Source organism: Sphingomonas radiodurans, from assembly GCF_020866845.1.
Lineage (GTDB): Bacteria > Pseudomonadota > Alphaproteobacteria > Sphingomonadales > Sphingomonadaceae > Sphingomonas > Sphingomonas radiodurans.
Genome location: NZ_CP086594.1, coordinates 2,412,993 through 2,429,985, shown reverse-complemented (window position 1 = coordinate 2,429,985; position 16,993 = coordinate 2,412,993). Strand labels below are relative to the sequence as shown.

19 protein-coding genes are annotated in these 16,993 nt (G+C 66.5%); 2 read left to right on the top strand and 17 right to left on the bottom strand.

The genetic code is table 11. The features are described 5' to 3' along the window. Positions 1-87 precede the first annotated feature (87 nt). Entirely contained in the window at positions 88-1,428 is a 1,341-nt protein-coding gene (gene glmM / locus LLW23_RS11270) for a phosphoglucosamine mutase (RefSeq protein ID WP_228945567.1), read from the top strand. A gap of 93 nt (positions 1,429-1,521) precedes the next feature. On the opposite strand, the gene nadA is transcribed toward glmM, so the two are convergent. The 7 genes from nadA to LLW23_RS11235 form a co-directional block, all read right to left on the bottom strand. Continuing rightward, entirely contained in the window at positions 1,522-2,520 is a 999-nt protein-coding gene (nadA, locus tag LLW23_RS11265) for a quinolinate synthase NadA (RefSeq protein ID WP_228945565.1), read from the bottom strand. 31 nt (positions 2,521-2,551) lie between these two features. Then, positions 2,552-3,325: a hypothetical protein gene (locus LLW23_RS11260; RefSeq protein WP_228945563.1), complete on the bottom strand. Its 774-nt coding sequence runs from the start codon at positions 3,323-3,325 to the stop codon at positions 2,552-2,554. A gap of 128 nt (positions 3,326-3,453) precedes the next feature. Continuing rightward, positions 3,454-4,173, bottom strand: coding sequence for a DUF4230 domain-containing protein (locus LLW23_RS11255; RefSeq protein WP_228945561.1), 720 nt, complete (start codon positions 4,171-4,173; stop codon positions 3,454-3,456). After that, positions 4,170-5,018: an MBL fold metallo-hydrolase gene (locus tag LLW23_RS11250; RefSeq protein ID WP_228945558.1), complete on the bottom strand. Its 849-nt coding sequence runs from the start codon at positions 5,016-5,018 to the stop codon at positions 4,170-4,172. Before LLW23_RS11250 ends, LLW23_RS11255 begins: the two co-directional genes overlap by 4 nt. Positions 5,019-5,102: 84 nt before the next feature. Beyond that, positions 5,103-6,725 carry a M56 family metallopeptidase gene (locus LLW23_RS11245; RefSeq protein ID WP_228945556.1) on the bottom strand — a complete coding sequence of 541 codons (1,623 nt, stop codon included), beginning with the start codon at positions 6,723-6,725 and terminating at the stop codon, positions 5,103-5,105. Next, complete coding sequence (locus LLW23_RS11240; protein ID WP_228945554.1) at positions 6,722-7,090, bottom strand: BlaI/MecI/CopY family transcriptional regulator; 369 nt, start codon at positions 7,088-7,090, stop codon at positions 6,722-6,724. The genes LLW23_RS11245 and LLW23_RS11240 overlap by 4 nt, the downstream gene beginning before the upstream one ends. A 201-nt stretch (positions 7,091-7,291) precedes the next feature. Next, on the bottom strand, positions 7,292-8,524 hold the full coding sequence (locus LLW23_RS11235; RefSeq protein WP_228945547.1) for an acyl-CoA dehydrogenase family protein: 1,233 nt from the start codon (positions 8,522-8,524) through the stop codon (positions 7,292-7,294). A gap of 91 nt (positions 8,525-8,615) precedes the next feature. On the opposite strand from LLW23_RS11235, the gene lpdA reads away from it, so the two are divergent. Then, complete coding sequence (gene lpdA / locus LLW23_RS11230) at positions 8,616-10,022, top strand: dihydrolipoyl dehydrogenase (RefSeq protein ID WP_228945545.1); 1,407 nt, start codon at positions 8,616-8,618, stop codon at positions 10,020-10,022. Positions 10,023-10,336: 314 nt separating this feature from the next. Here lpdA and grxD read toward each other — a convergent pair whose 3' ends face one another. The 10 genes from grxD to LLW23_RS11180 all read right to left on the bottom strand — a co-directional run bounded on the left by grxD (position 10,337) and on the right by LLW23_RS11180 (position 16,900). Further along, positions 10,337-10,663, bottom strand: a complete 327-nt coding sequence (grxD, locus tag LLW23_RS11225) for a Grx4 family monothiol glutaredoxin (protein WP_228948553.1) — start codon at positions 10,661-10,663, stop codon at positions 10,337-10,339. Positions 10,664-10,694: 31 nt separating this feature from the next. Then, the gene (locus LLW23_RS11220) at positions 10,695-10,928 is read right to left on the bottom strand and encodes a BolA/IbaG family iron-sulfur metabolism protein (protein ID WP_228945543.1); all 234 of its coding nucleotides are present in this window, start codon (positions 10,926-10,928) and stop codon (positions 10,695-10,697) included. Position 10,929: 1 nt separating this feature from the next. Beyond that, positions 10,930-11,253 carry a DUF1476 domain-containing protein gene (locus tag LLW23_RS11215; protein ID WP_228945542.1) on the bottom strand — a complete coding sequence of 108 codons (324 nt, stop codon included), beginning with the start codon at positions 11,251-11,253 and terminating at the stop codon, positions 10,930-10,932. Positions 11,254-11,323: 70 nt separating this feature from the next. After that, a complete protein-coding gene (locus LLW23_RS11210; RefSeq protein WP_228945540.1) occupies positions 11,324-12,325 on the bottom strand; it encodes an NADPH:quinone oxidoreductase family protein in 1,002 nt (333 codons plus the stop codon). Then, positions 12,288-12,914, bottom strand: coding sequence for a 3-isopropylmalate dehydratase small subunit (leuD, locus tag LLW23_RS11205; protein WP_228945538.1), 627 nt, complete (start codon positions 12,912-12,914; stop codon positions 12,288-12,290). The genes LLW23_RS11210 and leuD overlap by 38 nt, the downstream gene beginning before the upstream one ends. Positions 12,915-13,037: 123 nt before the next feature. Next, on the bottom strand, positions 13,038-14,468 hold the full coding sequence (leuC, locus tag LLW23_RS11200) for a 3-isopropylmalate dehydratase large subunit (RefSeq protein WP_228945536.1): 1,431 nt from the start codon (positions 14,466-14,468) through the stop codon (positions 13,038-13,040). 86 nt (positions 14,469-14,554) lie between these two features. Further along, a complete protein-coding gene (locus LLW23_RS11195; protein ID WP_228945535.1) occupies positions 14,555-15,211 on the bottom strand; it encodes a CoA transferase subunit B in 657 nt (218 codons plus the stop codon). Beyond that, on the bottom strand, positions 15,211-15,519 hold the full coding sequence (locus tag LLW23_RS11190) for a DUF5076 domain-containing protein (protein ID WP_228945533.1): 309 nt from the start codon (positions 15,517-15,519) through the stop codon (positions 15,211-15,213). Before LLW23_RS11190 ends, LLW23_RS11195 begins: the two co-directional genes overlap by 1 nt. After that, positions 15,516-16,172, bottom strand: coding sequence for a hypothetical protein (locus tag LLW23_RS11185; protein WP_228945532.1), 657 nt, complete (start codon positions 16,170-16,172; stop codon positions 15,516-15,518). The genes LLW23_RS11190 and LLW23_RS11185 overlap by 4 nt, the downstream gene beginning before the upstream one ends. Further along, on the bottom strand, positions 16,172-16,900 hold the full coding sequence (locus LLW23_RS11180; RefSeq protein WP_228945530.1) for a CoA transferase subunit A: 729 nt from the start codon (positions 16,898-16,900) through the stop codon (positions 16,172-16,174). Before LLW23_RS11180 ends, LLW23_RS11185 begins: the two co-directional genes overlap by 1 nt. Positions 16,901-16,993: the final 93 nt, after the last annotated feature.

Genomic DNA, 16,993 nt, shown 5'->3' with positions numbered 1-16,993 from the left:
GCGTCCGGGCAATCGGCAAGAGCGAATGTTCAACGTTTTGCGGCAAGATGGATGCCGGAACGGGATTCGACGCAACGGAGAAGCGGCGTGGCACGCAAATATTTCGGCACCGACGGCATCCGCGGGCTGACCAACATCGCGCCGATGACGGCCGAGATGGCGATGAAGGTCGGCATGGCGGCGGGCGCCTATTTCGTGCGCGGCGATCATCGCCACCGGGTGGTGATCGGCAAGGACACGCGGCTGTCGGGCTATATGCTCGAAAATGCACTGGTCGCCGGGTTCACTGCCGTGGGGATGGACGTGGTGCTGGTCGGCCCGATGCCGACGCCAGCGGTGGCGATGCTGACGCAATCGATGCGCGCCGACATCGGGGTGATGATTTCGGCCAGCCACAATCCGTTCGCGGACAATGGCATCAAGCTGTTCGGGCCCGACGGGTACAAGCTTTCCGACGAGGCGGAGATCGCGATCGAGACGCTGATCGACGGCGAGATCGCGCTCGCCCCGGCTGGCGACATCGGCCGTGCGCGCCGCGTGGAGGATGCGCGCGGGCGCTACATCCATTTCGCCAAATCAACCTTTCCGGCGGACCTGCGGCTCGACGGGCTCAAGGTGGTGATCGATTGCGCGAACGGCGCGGCGTATCAGGTGGCGCCGTCCGCGCTGTGGGAGTTGGGCGCCGAGGTTGTCGCGATCGGCGTCGAGCCGAACGGCAAGAACATCAACGACCGTGTCGGATCGACCGCGCCACAGACCTTGTCGGACACGGTGGTGGCGAGCGGCGCGGCGATCGGCATTGCGTTGGACGGCGATGCCGATCGGCTGATCGTGGTCGATGAGAAGGGCCGCGTCGTCGATGGCGACCAGTTGATGGCGACGATCGCCACCAGTTTTGCGCGGCGCGGACGACTGGCGGGTGGCGGACTGGTGGCGACGGTGATGTCGAACCTGGGGCTCGAACGGCATCTCGCGGCGCAGGGGCTGGGTCTGGTGCGCACGTCGGTCGGCGATCGTTATGTGCTCGAGGCGATGCGCGCGCGCGGGTTCAACGTGGGCGGCGAGCAATCGGGGCACATCATCCTGTCGGATTACGGCACGACGGGCGACGGGCTGGTCGCAGCGCTGCAGATCCTGGCCGAAGTACAGCGCACGGGCGCGCCGGCGAGCGAGGTGCTGCACCGCTTCGAGCCGCTGCCGCAATTGCTCAAGAACGTGAAATATGCGCGCGGTGGCAAGCCGCTGGAGGCCGCCAGCGTCCGCGACATCATCGCGGCGGCGGAGGCGGAGCTTTCGGGCAACGGGCGGCTGGTGATTCGCCCGTCGGGCACCGAGCCGGTGATCCGGGTGATGGCCGAGGGGGATGACGCCGCGCAGGTGGAGGCGGTGGTGGACCGCATTTGCGATGCGGTGCGCGCGGCGGCTTAACTGTCACCCCGGGCTCGACCCGGGGTCCCGCTTCTTCTTCGGCCTTGAAGAAGACAGCGGGACCCCGGCTCAAGGCCGGAGTGACGAAGGAGGTTAATCCCCCGTCACCCGCGCGGGTCCGAGATCGCCCAACCCTACCGTACCGCTCGCCATGGCGAGCATCGCATCGAGGCTCTTCTTGGCGCCGAGGCGGAGTTCCTCGTCCATCTCGATCCGCGGCTGCAAGTCACGCAGCGCGACGTAGAGCTTCTCCATCGTGTTGAGCGCCATGTACGGGCAGATGTTGCAGTTGCAGTTGCCGTCGGCGCCGGGCGCGCCGATGAAATGCTTGTTCGGCAGCGCCTTTTCCATCTGGTGGATGATGTGCGGCTCGGTCGCGACGATCAGCGTGTCGCCGGCGAAGTCGTTCGCATAGGCAAGGATGCCGCTGGTCGAGCCGACGTAATCGGCGTGGTCGAGGATCACCGCGGGGCATTCGGGGTGCGCGGCGACGGGCGCGCCGGGGTGCTGCGCCTTGAGCTTCAGCAGCTCGGTCTCGCTGAACGCCTCGTGGACGATGCACACGCCGGGCCACAGGATGAGATCACGTCCGGTCTTGCGCGCGAGATAGCCGCCCAGATTTCGATCGGGGCCGAAGATGATCGGCTGATCCTTGGGGATTTGCGACAGGATCTTCTCCGCCGACGACGAGGTGACGATCACGTCCGAGAGCGCCTTCACCGCGGCGGAGCAGTTGATGTACGTCAGCGCGATTGCGTCGGGATGCTGCTTGCGGAAGGCGGCGAACTGGTCGGGCGGGCAGCTGTCCTCTAGGCTGCAACCGGCGTCCATGTCAGGCAGGATCACGATCTTCTGGGGTGAGAGGATCTTCGCGGTCTCGGCCATGAAGCGCACGCCGCAGAAGGCGATCACGTCGGCGTCGGTCGCCTGGGCCTTGCGCGACAGATCGAGACTGTCGCCGACGAAGTCCGCAATGTCCTGGATCTCGGGCTTCTGGTAATAATGCGCGAGGATCACCGCGTTGCGCTCCTTGCGGAGGCGATCGATCTCGGCGCGGATGTTGACGCCCTTCAGGTTTTGCGGCTGTTCCATGCGCGGCAGATGGCCCGGCGCGCGCGCGCGATCAAGAGAGCGGTGGAAATGGCGGATAGGCGAGTGGCGCGATCGCGGCGCCGGGCGAACCCGCGGTCGCCATCGCATATAGCCCGGTGCCGATCGGTGTCACCGCGATCACGTCCATCGTAACCTGCATGCCGACGAGGATCGCGATGCCGGCCCACCATGCCGGATGCACCCGCCCGTGTCGTCGCAGATCGTAAATCGCCCCCGCGATCGGAAAGAGCATCATCGCCGCGAAGACCCCCCACGCCGCCCAGGGGATGATCAGCGGCGCGGGAACGATCCGCCCGAACGCCGGCCCCATGATCGCGGTCATCGCGCAAATCACGATCCGGCGGTGCCACTCGGTGCGCCGCCGCAGCGCGACCGCCCACCACAACAGCCCGGCGAAGGTAAGCACGCCCAGCGAATTCATCACCAGGAAATAGCCGGGCTGGAAGAAGAAGGGCGCGCGGCCGGCGCGGACCATCGCGACCGTGGCGGTGATCCCGATCACGATCATCACCGCCGCATATCCAGCGCCGATCCAGCCCATGCGACGATGCTGCGCGACGCGGCCATGCGACACGAGCCACGTCTGGAACACGAAAAAGCCGACCCAGCCGACGAAGACGAGCGCATGGAAGTGAACGAGCGCGGGCGCGCCGAAGCTGGACCGCCCCATTGCGAACTGCGTACCGAAACCGATGACGTTGGCGAGCGCCATTGCCATGGCGAGCACATAGAAGAACCCGCGATCGTCGCGGATTTCAGCGCGTGATGTTGCGATCGTGGCCATCGGATTCTCCCCTTCCCGATTGCTGGTGCCTAGCAGATTACGTGTCGTGGGAGAATATCGTCGGCCCGATTTTGTATCGACGCAGAGTTAGCCGCCGACGTAATTGTTTGAAAACTTGCGACGCGTCGTTACCGGTTCGTCCCTAATACTTCTTCCAGACTGCGGCTCACGTCCCAGCGCTCGCCACTGGGCAACGGATCGCCCGCGAAACGCACCGAAACCTGCGCATCGACGCGCGCCGCGCGCAAGGCGCCGGTGAACAGCCGCTCGACCGCGGCGCGGGCATAGTCCCGCGCCTTTGCGCGGTTCTCAAGCGAATTGGCACGATCCGACGCCGCGCGCTGCGCGCTCGCTGCCACCTTGCTGCCCATTTCCACCATGGCGCCGCGCGACACGAACGCGCCTTGCACGTCGTTGAGGCTGGCGCGCGCGAGATCGACATTCGGGCGCTCGATCGTCACGTCGGGAACGGTGATAACGATCCGGTCGCCGGCGTCGTTCATCACGAAATCCCGCGGGCCGAGTTGCGACACGTTCACGAAGTAATTCACCTCGAACGGCGCCTTGACCACCTGGGTCGCGTTCAACCACCCCCACAGGCGGCTCGACACCGCGGTCCCCTGCACCGTTCCGGAGAGTCGCCCGACGCGCAAGTCGCTGCGGCCGAACAGCGTGGCGGCGACGACCTGAGCAGTCGCCTTGCCGTCCCGATCGACCGAGACCATCCGCTCGTCGGTCACGTAGCGGTAGCCGAGATAGGTCGCGACGCCGATCGCGATCGTCAGTGCCAGCCCGACCGTGATCGCGACGATGAGGACGCCGCTCTTTAGTCGGGCGTCACCATTCATTGCCAATGGTCGCCGACGTGCGTCACCAGCCCGCGCCGTTCGAGATCGATCAGATGCGCCAGCACCGAGCGCTCGGCAGCGGGATACAGCCGCGGATCGACGCCGACGTACATCTTTTCGACCATCGCCGGGATCGCGCCCGTCCCTGCCGCGAGCAGCCGGCGGATCTGCCCTTCGCGCTGCTTGCGATGGCCGAGCAGGCCGCGGACGAGGCGCTGCGGCTTCTCGATCAGGTCGCCGTGGCCGGGATAATAGACGCGGTCGTCGCGCTCGATCAGCTTGTCGAGGCTCGCCATATAGTGCGTCATGTCGCCGTCGGGCGGCGAGACGACGCTGGTCGCCCAGCCCATCACGTGATCGCCCGAGAACAGCGCCTTCGTCTCCAGCAGCGCCAACGCGAGATGGTTCGACGTGTGGCCGGGGGTGGCGATCGCTTCGAGCGTCCAGCCGTTGCCGGCGACCGTGTCGCCTTCGGCCAGCACGCGATCGGGGGCGTAATCATGATCGAACGAGGCGTCCGAGCGCGGGCCATCGTCCTGCAGCGCGAAGGGTGCGGCACCGATGATCGGTGCGCCCGTCTCCGCCTTGAGCCGGGCGGCGCCGGGGCTGTGATCGCGATGGTGATGCGTAATGACGACCGCGGTGACTGGGCGGCCCGCGATGACGGCCAGCAGCGCGGCGTGGTGCTCATCGTCGGCCGGGCCGGGATCGATGATCGCGAGATCGGTCGTGCCGACGATATGCGTCTGCGTGCCGGTGTAGGTGTACGCCGAGGCGTTGGGCGCCAGCACGCGCGTGACCAGCGGTTCAAGCTGGATCGGAATACCGGTGGGCGGCGCGTCCATGCGGGGCAAATGGCCGGTTGGAGCCGGGATGACAAGGGAGACGTGCAGTCGTCGTGCCGGCTAGTCTCGGCACGGCGGAGGGCGTTATTGCTCCTCGCGCTCGGCTTCCACGCGTTCGATCTCGCGATCGAGGCCATCGAGCGCGTGATCGCGCTGTTCTGGCGAGAGGTTGCGACTGGTGCGGATCGTGTTGCGGGCGGCGCGGATTGCGCTGACGGCGCTCGTCATGGCGATGCGGCGAGCCTGTTCGGCTTGCACCCGCGCCTGCGCCGCTCGTGCGGTGGTGCGCTCGATCCGGTCGGTGCAGATGGTGACGCGGCGCTTGCCGGCCTGCTCATCGTGCATGACAACGGGGCGTTCCCCGTCGCCGCCACATTTGGCGGACCGCACCTCGGGCACCATCGCGGCGACATGGTCGGACCCGTCCGAGACATAGACGTGGCGGGTTTCGCCGTCGCGGGTTTCGACGACGGTATTCACATAGGGTCCGGTCGCGGGCACCGGCGGGATCGGGGGAATTGGCGGGACCGGCGTGACGCCCGGCACCGAGGGCATCGGCGGAACCGGCGGTGCCGGCGGCACGGGGGGCGGATTGGCGGCGATCCAGGCGGCGGCTTCCTCGCCCTTGTAGACGCGGCGCTTGCCGTCGGTGACGATCTCGACGCGGACGTCCTTGGCCGGCCGCGCAGGTGCGGCAACCGTCTGCGCGATCGGCTGGGCGAGCGCCACCGCGGCGGCATCTTCCACCGTGCTGCGCATGCTCTGCGCAGCTTGCGTGCCCGACGCAGTCAGCGCCAGCGCGCCGATGCCGGTGGCGGCCACCGCTGCCATGCCGGTCAGCGCGCGGGTTCGCGAAATGCGGTTCAGGCCGAGCATCTTCAATCGCCCTTTCAGGCCGTCGACGGTGTGGAGGTGGCACGCGGCTGCGATGGCGCCGCCGTGCGCCGCCTTGACGATCGCGCAGGCGTACGCGTGGCGCGCGTCGCGGCCGAGCCGCGCGAGAACACGCGCGTCGTTGGCCATTTCCTGATCGGCGCGGAACGCGCGGAAGGCGTACCAGGCGAGCGGATTAAACCAGTGCAGTGCGAGCACCGCCAGTGCGACCCAGTTGGCTACGAGATCGCCGCGGGCGTGGTGGCCAAGCTCGTGCGCCAGCGCCAGGCGGCGCTCGTCGGCGTCGTAGCGATCGGCGAAATCACGCGGGAAAGCGACGTAGCGGCGGGCAATGCCGAACGCGAGCGGGCCAGTGGCGGCGGCGCTTTCGACCACTGTGACGCCATCGACCAGCTCAAGGGTCGTAGCGCGCGCGAGCAGGCGCTGGCGGAAGCGGATGTACGCGACGAGGTGCCAGCCGAGGAACGCCGCCGCGCCGAGCCCCCACAGCAGGGCGAGGGCTGTACCTGTGGTGAGGACGGGCGACGCGGCGGCGCCGTCGGCAGCAGCAGGGGCGATGAAGATCGTGACCTGCTGCCCGACCTGCGTGAGCGGCGCGACAAACGAGCTGGAGAGCGGTGCGGCGACGCTGTCGCGCACGCCCTGCGGCAGCGGTGGCAGCGCGAGGCGGAGCACCGGCAGTGCCCATAGCGCATAAGCGACCGGCGCGCCGAACGTGCGGCGGACGGGGCCGCGCGCGAGCAGCACCAACGCGATAAGGAGTGCAGAGGCGACTAGCGCCTCGACAGCCCACGCTACCACCGCCGCGCTCATTGCTTCAGCGCCTTCAGGAGCTTCTCGATCTCGGCGATGTCCTGCGCCGAAAGCTCGTCGCGCTCGGCGAGATGCGCAACCAATGGCATCAGCTTCCCGCCGAACAGCCGGTCGATCAGCCGGCGCGATTCGCCCGTGACGTAATCACCGCGCTCGACCGCCGGGCGATACAGGTAGCGCCGCCCGTCCTCGACATGGCTGATCGCATTCTTGGCGAGCAGCCGGCCGAGCAGGGTCTTGACGGTATTGGCGCTCCAGCCGCGTTCGGGATCGACGCGTTCCGCCACGTCCTGCGCGGTGAGTGGGCTCTCGTCCCACAGCACCTCCATCACCGCATGTTCGGCATCGCTGATGCGTTCGGCCACGACTCGCTTCTCCTGCAACTACGGATGTAATCGCAGTGATTACGGATGTAGTCAACACGCTTCCGTTCGTGCTGAGGAGGCATTGAGCTTGTCGAAATGCCGTCTCGAAGCACATTGCTCGCCAGCCCTTCGAGACGAGGCTTCGACAAGCTCAGCCTCTCCTCAGGCCGAACGGGTGTGTGGGTGCGAACGCTGCCTGACCTACAGCCCCAGCACTTGCTTCGCGATGATGTTGCGCTGGATCTCGTTCGAGCCGGCGTAGATCGGGCCGGCGCGCTCGTTCATGTAACGCAAGGGCGCGAGCGCGTGCCAGGTTTCGCCAGAGACATAGCCGTCGGCAGGGGGCGTGTGGCGGGGGACGGCGCCGCCGGGCATCGTCGCGTGTGGCTGATAGACGAGGCCGCGGTCGCCGGCCGCTTCCATCGCGAGTTCGGTCAGCGTGCCGGCGAGTTCGGTGCCCATGATCTTCATCATCGACGACAACGCACCAACGCTGCCGTCGCCGTCCGCGGCGGAAAGCAGGCGAAGCTCCATGATCTCGAGCACATCGGCGCGGATGCGGGCGCGGGAGAGCTTCGAGGCGAAAACCGCGTCGTCAATCAGTGGTTCGCCGTCGCTGCCGGTCGTCTGTGCAGCGTGGCGCGCGATGGCGTCGGCGCGGGCTTTCAGCGCCGGGGCATAGGCGTTGCCGCCGCGTTCGAATTCGAGGAGATATTTGGCGACGCTCCAGCCGCGGTCGATCTCGCCCATCACGTTCGCCTTGGGCACGCACACGTCGGTGAAAAACACCGCGTTCTGCACCTGCTCGCCCGATGTCATCGTGAAGGGACGGACGTCAACGCCGGGCGTGGTCATGTCGATCAGCAGGAAGGTGATGCCCTGCTGCGGACGGCCTTCCTTCGAGGTGCGAACCAGTGCGAAGATCCAGTTCGCTTCATTGGCGTGCGTGGTCCAGACCTTCTGGCCGTTGATGATTAGATCATCGCCGTCCTCGACTGCGCTGGTCTGCAGCGACGCGAGATCGCTGCCGGAGCCTGGCTCGGAATAGCCCTGGCAGAAGAAGATCTCGCCCGAGAGGATGCGCGGCAGGAAAAACTGCTGCTGTTCGGGCGTGCCGTATTTCATGATGACATAGGCCACCATCGAGATGCCCATCGGCGACAGGCCGGGCGCGCCGGCGGCGATACGCTCGCGGTTCCAGATATAATGCTGCGCGACGGTCCAGTCGGTGCCGCCATGCTCGGGCGCCCAGTGCGGTGCGGCCCAGCCCTTGGCGACCAGGATCTCCTGCCACTTCATGCTGGCGTGGTGATCGGGATAGACGCTGGTCGAAAGCTGGCCGGCACGCTGCAGCTCTGGGGTTAGCGAGGTTGCGAGGAAATCCTTCACCTCGGCTTCGAACGCCTGTTCCTCGGGGCTCCAGTTCAGGTCCATGCCGCGTCTCCTAGTGGCTCGCGGGGTTGCACCCCCGTCTCGAGGGTCTATGTCGCACCCCGATCCCCATATCCAGAGGCGAGTGCCCCCAATGGCTGACGAAGTGGCTGGCGAATTCGACTATGACGTGCTCGTAATCGGCTCCGGGCCGGGCGGGTATGTCGCGGCGATCCGGGCGGCGCAGCTTGGGCTGAAGACGGCGTGCGCGGAGAGTCGCGAGACGCTGGGCGGGACGTGCCTCAACGTCGGGTGCATCCCCTCGAAGGCGATGCTGCACGCAAGCGAGTATTTCGACGCCGCGAAGAACGGCATGATGGCCAAGCTGGGCATCAAGGTGACCCCGGAGCTCGACCTCGACGCGATGCACGGCCAGCGTCGCGAAGCGGTGAAGGGGCTGACCGGCGGGATCGAATATCTGTTCAAGAAGAACAAGGTGACGTGGCTGAAGGGCCGCGCGCACTTCGAGGATGCGCGTAAGGTAACGGTCGGCGAGCAGACGGTGACCGCGAAGAACGTCGTAATCGCGACGGGCTCGTCGGTTACGCCGCTGCCCGGCGTGACGGTGGACCAGAAGGTCGTTGTCGATTCGACCGGTGCGCTCGAGCTGCCGAAGGTGCCCGAGCATATGGTGGTGATCGGCGGCGGGGTGATCGGGCTGGAGCTTGGCAGCGTCTGGCGCCGGCTGGGCGCCAAGGTGACGTGCGTCGAGTTCCTCGACCAGATCCTGCCGGGCTTCGACGGCGACGTGCGCAAGGAAGCCAACAAGATCTTCAAGAAGCAGGGCATCGAGTTCAAGCTATCGACCACGGTGACGGGCGTTGCGGTCGAGGGCGACAAGGCAGTGCTGACGGTCGAGCCGGCGGCGGGCGGCGAGGCATCGACGATCGAGGCCGATTGCGTGCTGGTGTCGATCGGGCGGCGGCCGAATACCGATGGGCTCGGGCTCGAAGCGATCGGGCTGGCGCCGAACAAGCGGGGCCAGATCGAGACCGACCATGATTTCCGCACTTCGGTAGACGGGGTGTGGGCGATCGGCGACGTGATCCCGGGGCCGATGCTCGCGCACAAGGCCGAGGACGAGGGCATTGCGGTCGCCGAGAATATCGCCGGGCAGCATGGCATCGTGAACCACGCGATCATCCCGAGCGTCGTCTATACCTGGCCCGAGATCGCCGGCGTCGGGCTGACCGAGGAAGCCGCGAAGGAAAAGGGCGAGGTGAAGGTCGGCAAGTTCCCGATGCTGGGCAACAGCCGCGCCAAGACCAACCACGAGCCCGACGGCTTCGTGAAGATCATCGCCGACGCCAAGACCGATCGAGTGCTCGGCGTATGGGCGATTGCAGTGCCCGCGGGGACAATGATCGCGCAGGCAGCGCAGGCGATGGAGTTCGGCGCGACATCCGAAGATATCGCCTACACCTGCCACGCGCATCCGACGCATTCCGAGGCGATCAAGGAAGCGGCGATGGCGGTGCGGGGCAAGCCGATCCACGTTTGATCCGACCACCGTCACCCCGGCCTTGAGCCGGGGTCCCGCTTCTTTCCAAGCGTCGGGAGGTCGCGGGCGCCGGATCAGGTCCGGGGTGACAGGTTCTGGTTGGTAATCGAAGCTTCTAAAGCGCTGTCGGCCCGCTTTACACCTGCCGCTGGCGGCGGCAGCCCGTTAACCGAAAAAACCACGCATTTCTGGTACTTTGCTTCAGCTGGCACGCGCACTGCATCGTGGTTCGTGCGCCAAGCGTGGTTACGCTTCAGCCGGGCGGGTGTGTCGCTTCTTCGATCTCGCGACCCCCGCCCGTACCCGCGCCAACCTCAGCCTGTTTTCGCGCCGTCCTTGATCAGCTCGGCCAGTTCGCCGCTCTCGTACATCTCCATCATGATGTCAGACCCGCCGACGAATTCGCCGCCGACGTAGAGCTGCGGGATCGTCGGCCAATCCGAATAGCCCTTTATGCCCTGCCGGATGCCCTGATCCTGCAGCACGTCGACGCTTTCATATTCAGCCTCGAGATGATCGAGGATCGCGACCGCGCGGCTCGAAAAGCCGCACTGCGGGAAGAGCGGGCTGCCCTTCATGAACAGGACGATCGGGTTGTTTTTCACCACCGCATCGATGCGGGCATGGGATTCGTCGGTCATCATTGTCCTCGCGGGAAGCTGTTGTAATCAGTTACTTCGGCACGCCAGTGGTCAACTGCAAGGCGTGGAGCACGCCGCCCATCCGCCCGCCAAGCGCGGCATAGACCGCCTGGTGCTGCTTCACGCGCGACACACCGGCGAACGAGGCGCTGATCACCTTTGCCGCATAATGATCGCCATCGCCGGCAAGATCGGTGATCTCGACCTCCGCATCGGGGATGCCGGCACGGATCAGCGCGACGATCTCGTCGGCCGCCATCGCCATGTTACTTCAGCTCCATGAGCTGGCGCCGCGCGGCGATCGTCTGCTCGTCGAGCGCGGCCCGCACCGCCGGCTCGTCGATCTCGACCCCCGCCGCGGTAAGATCACCGAGGATCTTGCGCAGGACATCGCCGTCGCCGGCCTCTTCCAGATCGGTGTGAACCACCGACTTGGCGTAGCTATCGGCTTCCTCGGGAGTCAGCTTCATCAACTCGGCTGCCCATACGCCGAGCAGGCGATTGCGTCGCGCGACGATGCGGAACGCCATCTCCTCGTCGTGCGCGAATTTGGCCTCGAAAGCGCGTTCGCGATCGTCGAAGGTGGTCATAGGTTTGCGTGCTCCTGTTTGCGCCGGGATAGGTGCGCAACGGGCATGACGCAACACTGGTCCCCCTTCGTCAGTCCGCCACGCGCACCACGAGCTTCCCGATTGCGCCCCGCCCTGCCATCTTGGCGATGGCGTCGCCGCCGCGCTCGAACGGGAACACCTCGGTCACCCGCGGCGCGATCTTGCCCTCGCGCCACAGATCGAACAACTGCCCAATGCTCGCGCGGTTCTGCTCGGGTGAGCGCGCGGCGTGCGCGCCCCAGAACACGCCGCGGATGTCGCAACTCTTCAGCAGCGTCAGGTTCAGCGCGATCTTCGGAATGCCGGCGGGGAAGCCGATCACGAGATAGCGCCCTTCCCATGCGATCGAGCGCAGCGCCGGTTCGGCATAATCGCCACCGACCGCGTCATAGACGAGATCGAAGCCGTTCTTTCCGGCCTTTTCCTTGAACGTATCGGCCAGTGCCTTGCTCTCGTCCTTCGAGAAGGGCGCGCGGCCATAGATGATGACATCGTCGGCGCCGGCATCGCGCACAGCCTGCGCCTTTTCCTCGCTCGACACCGCGCCGACGACGCGCGCGCCGAACGCCTTGCCGAGTTCGACCGCCGCGAGGCCGACGCCGCCGGCGGCGCCCAGCACCAGCAGCGTTTCACCCGCCTTGATGTTGCCGCGATCGACGAGCGCGTGGATCGTCGTGCCGTACGTCAGCAACATCGACGCACCTTCCTCGAACGATCGCTCGTCGGGTACGGCGTAGATATTGTCGGCCTTCATCGCGATCCGCTCGACGAGGCCACCGTTGCCGGTGTTGCCCATCACGCGATCGCCCGGCTTCCAGGTCGTCACGCCCTCGCCGACGCTTTCGACGACGCCGGAGACTTCGCCGCCCGGCGCGAACGGGCGCGGCGGCTTGAACTGGTAGCGATCCTCGATGATCAGCACGTCGGGATAGTTTATCGCACACGCCTTGACGGCGACGATCACTTCGCCGGGCTTGGCGACGGGATCGGGCAGCTCGCCGATCTCGAGTGTTTCAGGCCCGCCCGGGGCTCTCGACAGCAGTCCTCGCATCAGTCTCTCCCGCGATCCACGGGCGCTGCTCATCCAGCATCGCCTCGTATTTCGAAATCGCGGTATCCCTTGCCAGCGTCAGACCGACCTCGTCCAGCCCCTCCATCAGGCATTGCCGGCGGAACGGGTCGAGTTCGAAGGCAAAGCGATCCTGAAAGGGCGTCGTGACGGTCATTGTTTCGAGATCGACGGTGATTTCTTCCGTCCTGGCGACTTCCAGCAGCCGGTCGATCGCGTCCTGCGGCAGAACGACGGGTATGATGCCGTTCTTGAACGCATTGCCGGAGAAGATGTCCGAGAAGCTCGGCGCGATCACTGCCTTGATGCCCATATCGCCCAGGGCCCAAGCGGCATGTTCGCGACTTGAACCGCAGCCGAAATTGTCGCCCGCGATCAGGATCGGGCTGCCGGCATAGTCAGGATCGTCGAAGATGTTGCCCGGCTGCGCGCGCACCGTCTCGAACGCGCCGCGGCCAAGCCCGGCGCGGGTGATCGTCTTCAGCCAATGCGCCGGGATGATGACGTCGGTGTCGATGTTCTTCGCGCCCCAGGGATAGGCGCCGCCGAAGACCTGACGCACCGGCTGCATCAATTGCTCCGCGATTTTGCCAGCAACGCAGGCTTGGCGATCGCCGCATAGGCCGCAACGCCGCTGAGCATCGAACCTGCGACCAACAGCACCAGGATCTTCTTCATGTTACGCTTCCCCTCTTTACGCCAACAACTCACGTACATCCGCCAGTCGCCCCGTCACCGCCGCCGCTGCCGCCATCGCCGGCGAGAGCAGGTGGGTGCGTGCGCCCGGCCCCTGTCGCCCAACGAAATTGCGGTTCGACGTGGAGGCACACCGCTCGCCCGGCGGCACCTTGTCCGGGTTCATCGCCAGGCACATAGAGCAGCCCGGCTCGCGCCATTCGAACCCGGCCGACAGGAAGATGCGGTCGAGCCCCTCGGCCTCGGCCTGGCGCTTCACGAGGCCCGAGCCCGGGACGACCATTGCACGAACGCCATCGGCGACATGGCGACCATCGGCGACCGCGGCGGCGGCACGCAAATCCTCGATCCGGCTGTTGGTGCAGGATCCGATGAAGACATGCTGGACAGGCACGTCCTGCAAGCGCGTCCCCGGCACGAGGCCCATGTAATCGAGCGACTTTTGTGCCGCCTCGCGCTTCGACGCGTCGGCGAAACTGGCGGGATCGGGCACGGCGCCGGTGATCGACACGACATCCTCGGGGCTCGTGCCCCAGGTGAGCGCCGGCGCGATCTCGTTCGCATCGATGACGACCGTGCGATCGTAGGTCGCGCCCGGGTCGGTCGCGAGCGTGCGCCACCATGCGACAGCCTTGTCCCACTCCGCGCCTTTCGGGGCCATCGGGCGGCCCTTCAGATACGCGAACGTCGTATCGTCGGGTGCGATCATCCCGGCGCGCGCGCCTGCCTCGATCGACATGTTGGCGACGGTCAGCCGGCCCTCAAGCGACATTTCGCGGATGACGTTGCCGGTATATTCGATCACGTGCCCGGTGCCGCCCGCGGCGCCGATGCGGCCGATGATCGCGAGGATCACGTCCTTCGGGCCGACCCCGAAGCCGAGCGTACCTTCGACACGGACTTCCATCGTCTTCGACGGGCTGAGGAGCAGCGTCTGCGTGGCAAGGACGTGCTCGACCTCGCTGGTGCCGATCCCGAACGCCAGCGCGCCGAGCGCACCATGCGCCGAGGTGTGGCTGTCGCCGCAGACGACGGTGGTGCCGGGCAGCGTGAAGCCCTGCTCCGGCCCGACGACATGGACGATGCCCTGCGCGGCGGCGAGCGCGTCGATATAGGGCACGCCGAATTCGGCGACATTCTGGCGCAGCGCGGTCAGCTGCGTCGCGCTGTCGGCGTCCGCGATCGGCAGCTCGCGCCCTTGTGCATCGACACGCGCGGTGGTCGGCAGGTTGTGATCGGGAACGGCCAGCGTCAGATCGGTGCGCCGGACGCGGCGGCCGGCGACGCGCAGCCCTTCAAAAGCTTGCGGACTGGTCACTTCGTGGACGAGATGGCGATCGATGTAGATCAGGCACGTCCCGTCGTCGCGGCGCTCGACGACGTGCGCGGCCCAGACCTTTTCGTAGAGGGTAAGCGGACGGCTAGCCATATTGCGGCGCTCTTAACCGAGATTGCGGAGCGAGTGAAAGGCTAGTTGCGATATGATGGTCGAAAGCGCGCCCGAATTACTTGTGGCTACAATGCGGCCTCGTAGACCGCCGTCGTCTTCGCCGCGACTTCCTCCGCCGTGATGCCCGGCGCCAGCTCGACCAGCCGGAACGCGCTCGCATGATCGGGGCGCTGGAACACCGCGAGATCGGTGACGATCATGTCGACCACGTTCTTGCCCGTCAGCGGCAAGGTGCACGACGGAATGAACTTCGGGCTGCCGTCCTTCGCGGTGTGCTCCATCACGACGATGATCTTCTTCACCCCGGCGACGAGATCCATCGCGCCGCCCATACCCTTGATCATCTTGCCGGGGATCATCCAATTGGCAATGTCGCCATTCTCCGCGACTTCCATCGCGCCCAGCACGGTCAGGTCGATATGCCCGCCGCGGATCATCGCGAAACTGTCGGCGGAGGAGAAATAGACGCTGCTGGGCAGCTCGCTGATCGTCTGCTTGCCGGCGTTGATGAGGTCCGCGTCCTCCTCGCCCTCATACGGGAAGGGGCCGATGCCGAGCATGCCGTTCTCGCTCTGCAGCGTCACCGTCATGCCTTCGGGAATGTTATTCGCGACGAGCGTCGGGATGCCGATACCGAGATTGACGTAATAGCCATCGCGCAATTCCTTCGCTGCGCGCGCCGCCATTTGGTTGCGATCCCAGCCCTTCACTGCTTCGGCCATCAGTTCGTACGTCCTTCGTCGATTGGGGTAATGTCGTTGAATTGTTCGCGCAGTTCCTCGGCGACGCCGTCGACGATCGCCTGCAGCGCGGCGCCTTCGTCGGTCGACCAGGCAGCGGCATAGGCCTTGGCGGCGTGGCGGATCGTATCCGCCATCAGATAGCCGAACACGCGCGGGTCTTCGAGCACGCCAGCGTCGATCAGCACCGTGCTGCCCGCCCGATCGGTGACCCAGATGCGCGCAACTTCAGCCGAATCCTTGCCGAGCGCTGGCACGCCGCTGATGTCGATGCCGCGCGGCTTGGTCATGGCTGCGGCGCCGCAGCGACCGGGGCTGGCGCGGATGCGGGGAGCGGGATGAACGGCAGGCCGGTGAAGGCGGCGCGGGAGCCACCGCCGGTCGCAACGACGCAGCCACGCCGCGCGATCGCGACTGTTTCCGCCGGAGCGGCGACTGCCATGTCGGGCTCGGCCATGCCGGCGCCGGTGAGCGCCGCGCGCGCCGCCGTGGGATCGACAGCGACGAACGTCACGCTCGCGCCCATCGTGCGGAGCGCATTGAGCGAGGTGACCGCGGCGTCGCGTTCGTCCGCCGGTGCACCAGCGACGCCAGCGTCGATCAGCACTGCCGTCGTGCCGTCGGCGCAGGAAGCGCCGGACGACATCGCGCGGCCGACATGGCGGACGAGCGCACGCCACCCCGTCGTCGGCGCTGGCGTTGCTACGCCTGAGGCCGCACTGGGCGGGGGGAGTTTGCTGCCCGCGGGGAGCAACGTCAGCCGCTCGCCCGGCACTGGCGATACGGCAGCGGCAGCCGGGGCCGGCTGGCGCTTGCGCGGACCATCGAACTTGCGCTTGCCGATCGTGCCGGCCGCCGCGAGCGGAATGACCGCCGCGACACAGCCCGACAAGGCGCCACCCAGCGCCAGCGCCGCCGCGATCATCGCGAGCGGCGGCCGCATCACGCCGCCGCCGTTTCCGGGCGCTGGTCCGTTCTGGGCCGCGTCAGGCGGAATTCGATCCTCTTGTCGTACGGCGCGCCGATAATCATCCGCTTCACGTAGATGCCGGGCAAATGGATCGCATCGGGATCGAGGCTGCCGACCGGCACCACTTCCTCGACCTCGGCGATGCAGATGCGGCCCGCAGTCGCCATCGGCTGATTGAAGTTGCGCGCGGTCTTGCGGAAGATGAGGTTGCCGCTCTCGTCAGCCTTCCACCCCTTGATGATCGCGATATCGGCGCGGATGCCGCGTTCGAGGATATATTCCTCCCCGTCGAACACCTTCATTTCCTTGCCCTCGGCCACCAACGTGCCGACGCCTGTCTTGGTGTAGAAGCCCGGAATACCCGCCCCGCCCGCGCGGCAGCGCTCGGCAAGTGTCCCCTGCGGGCAGAATTCCACCTCGAGCTCGCCCGAGAGATACTGGCGCTCGAATTCCTTGTTCTCGCCGACATAGGACGAGATCATCTTCTTCACCTGGCGCGTGCGCAGCAGCTTGCCGAGCCCCTCGCCGTCGATCCCGGCATTGTTGCTGGCGATGGTGAGATCCTTCGTCCCCGCGGCCTGAATCGCGTCGATCAACCGCTCGGGGATACCGCACAGGCCGAAGCCGCCGGCGCAGATCGTCATCCCGTCATGCAGCAGGCCGTCGAGCGCCGCCGCGGCATCGGGATAAAGCTTCTTCATGCGCTGCCGCCTTCCTCACTGGACGGGGAGGCGATTAGCGGGTGCGTTGGGGAGGTTCAAGCAACCCGCACCCGTTCGTGTCGAGTAGGGTTC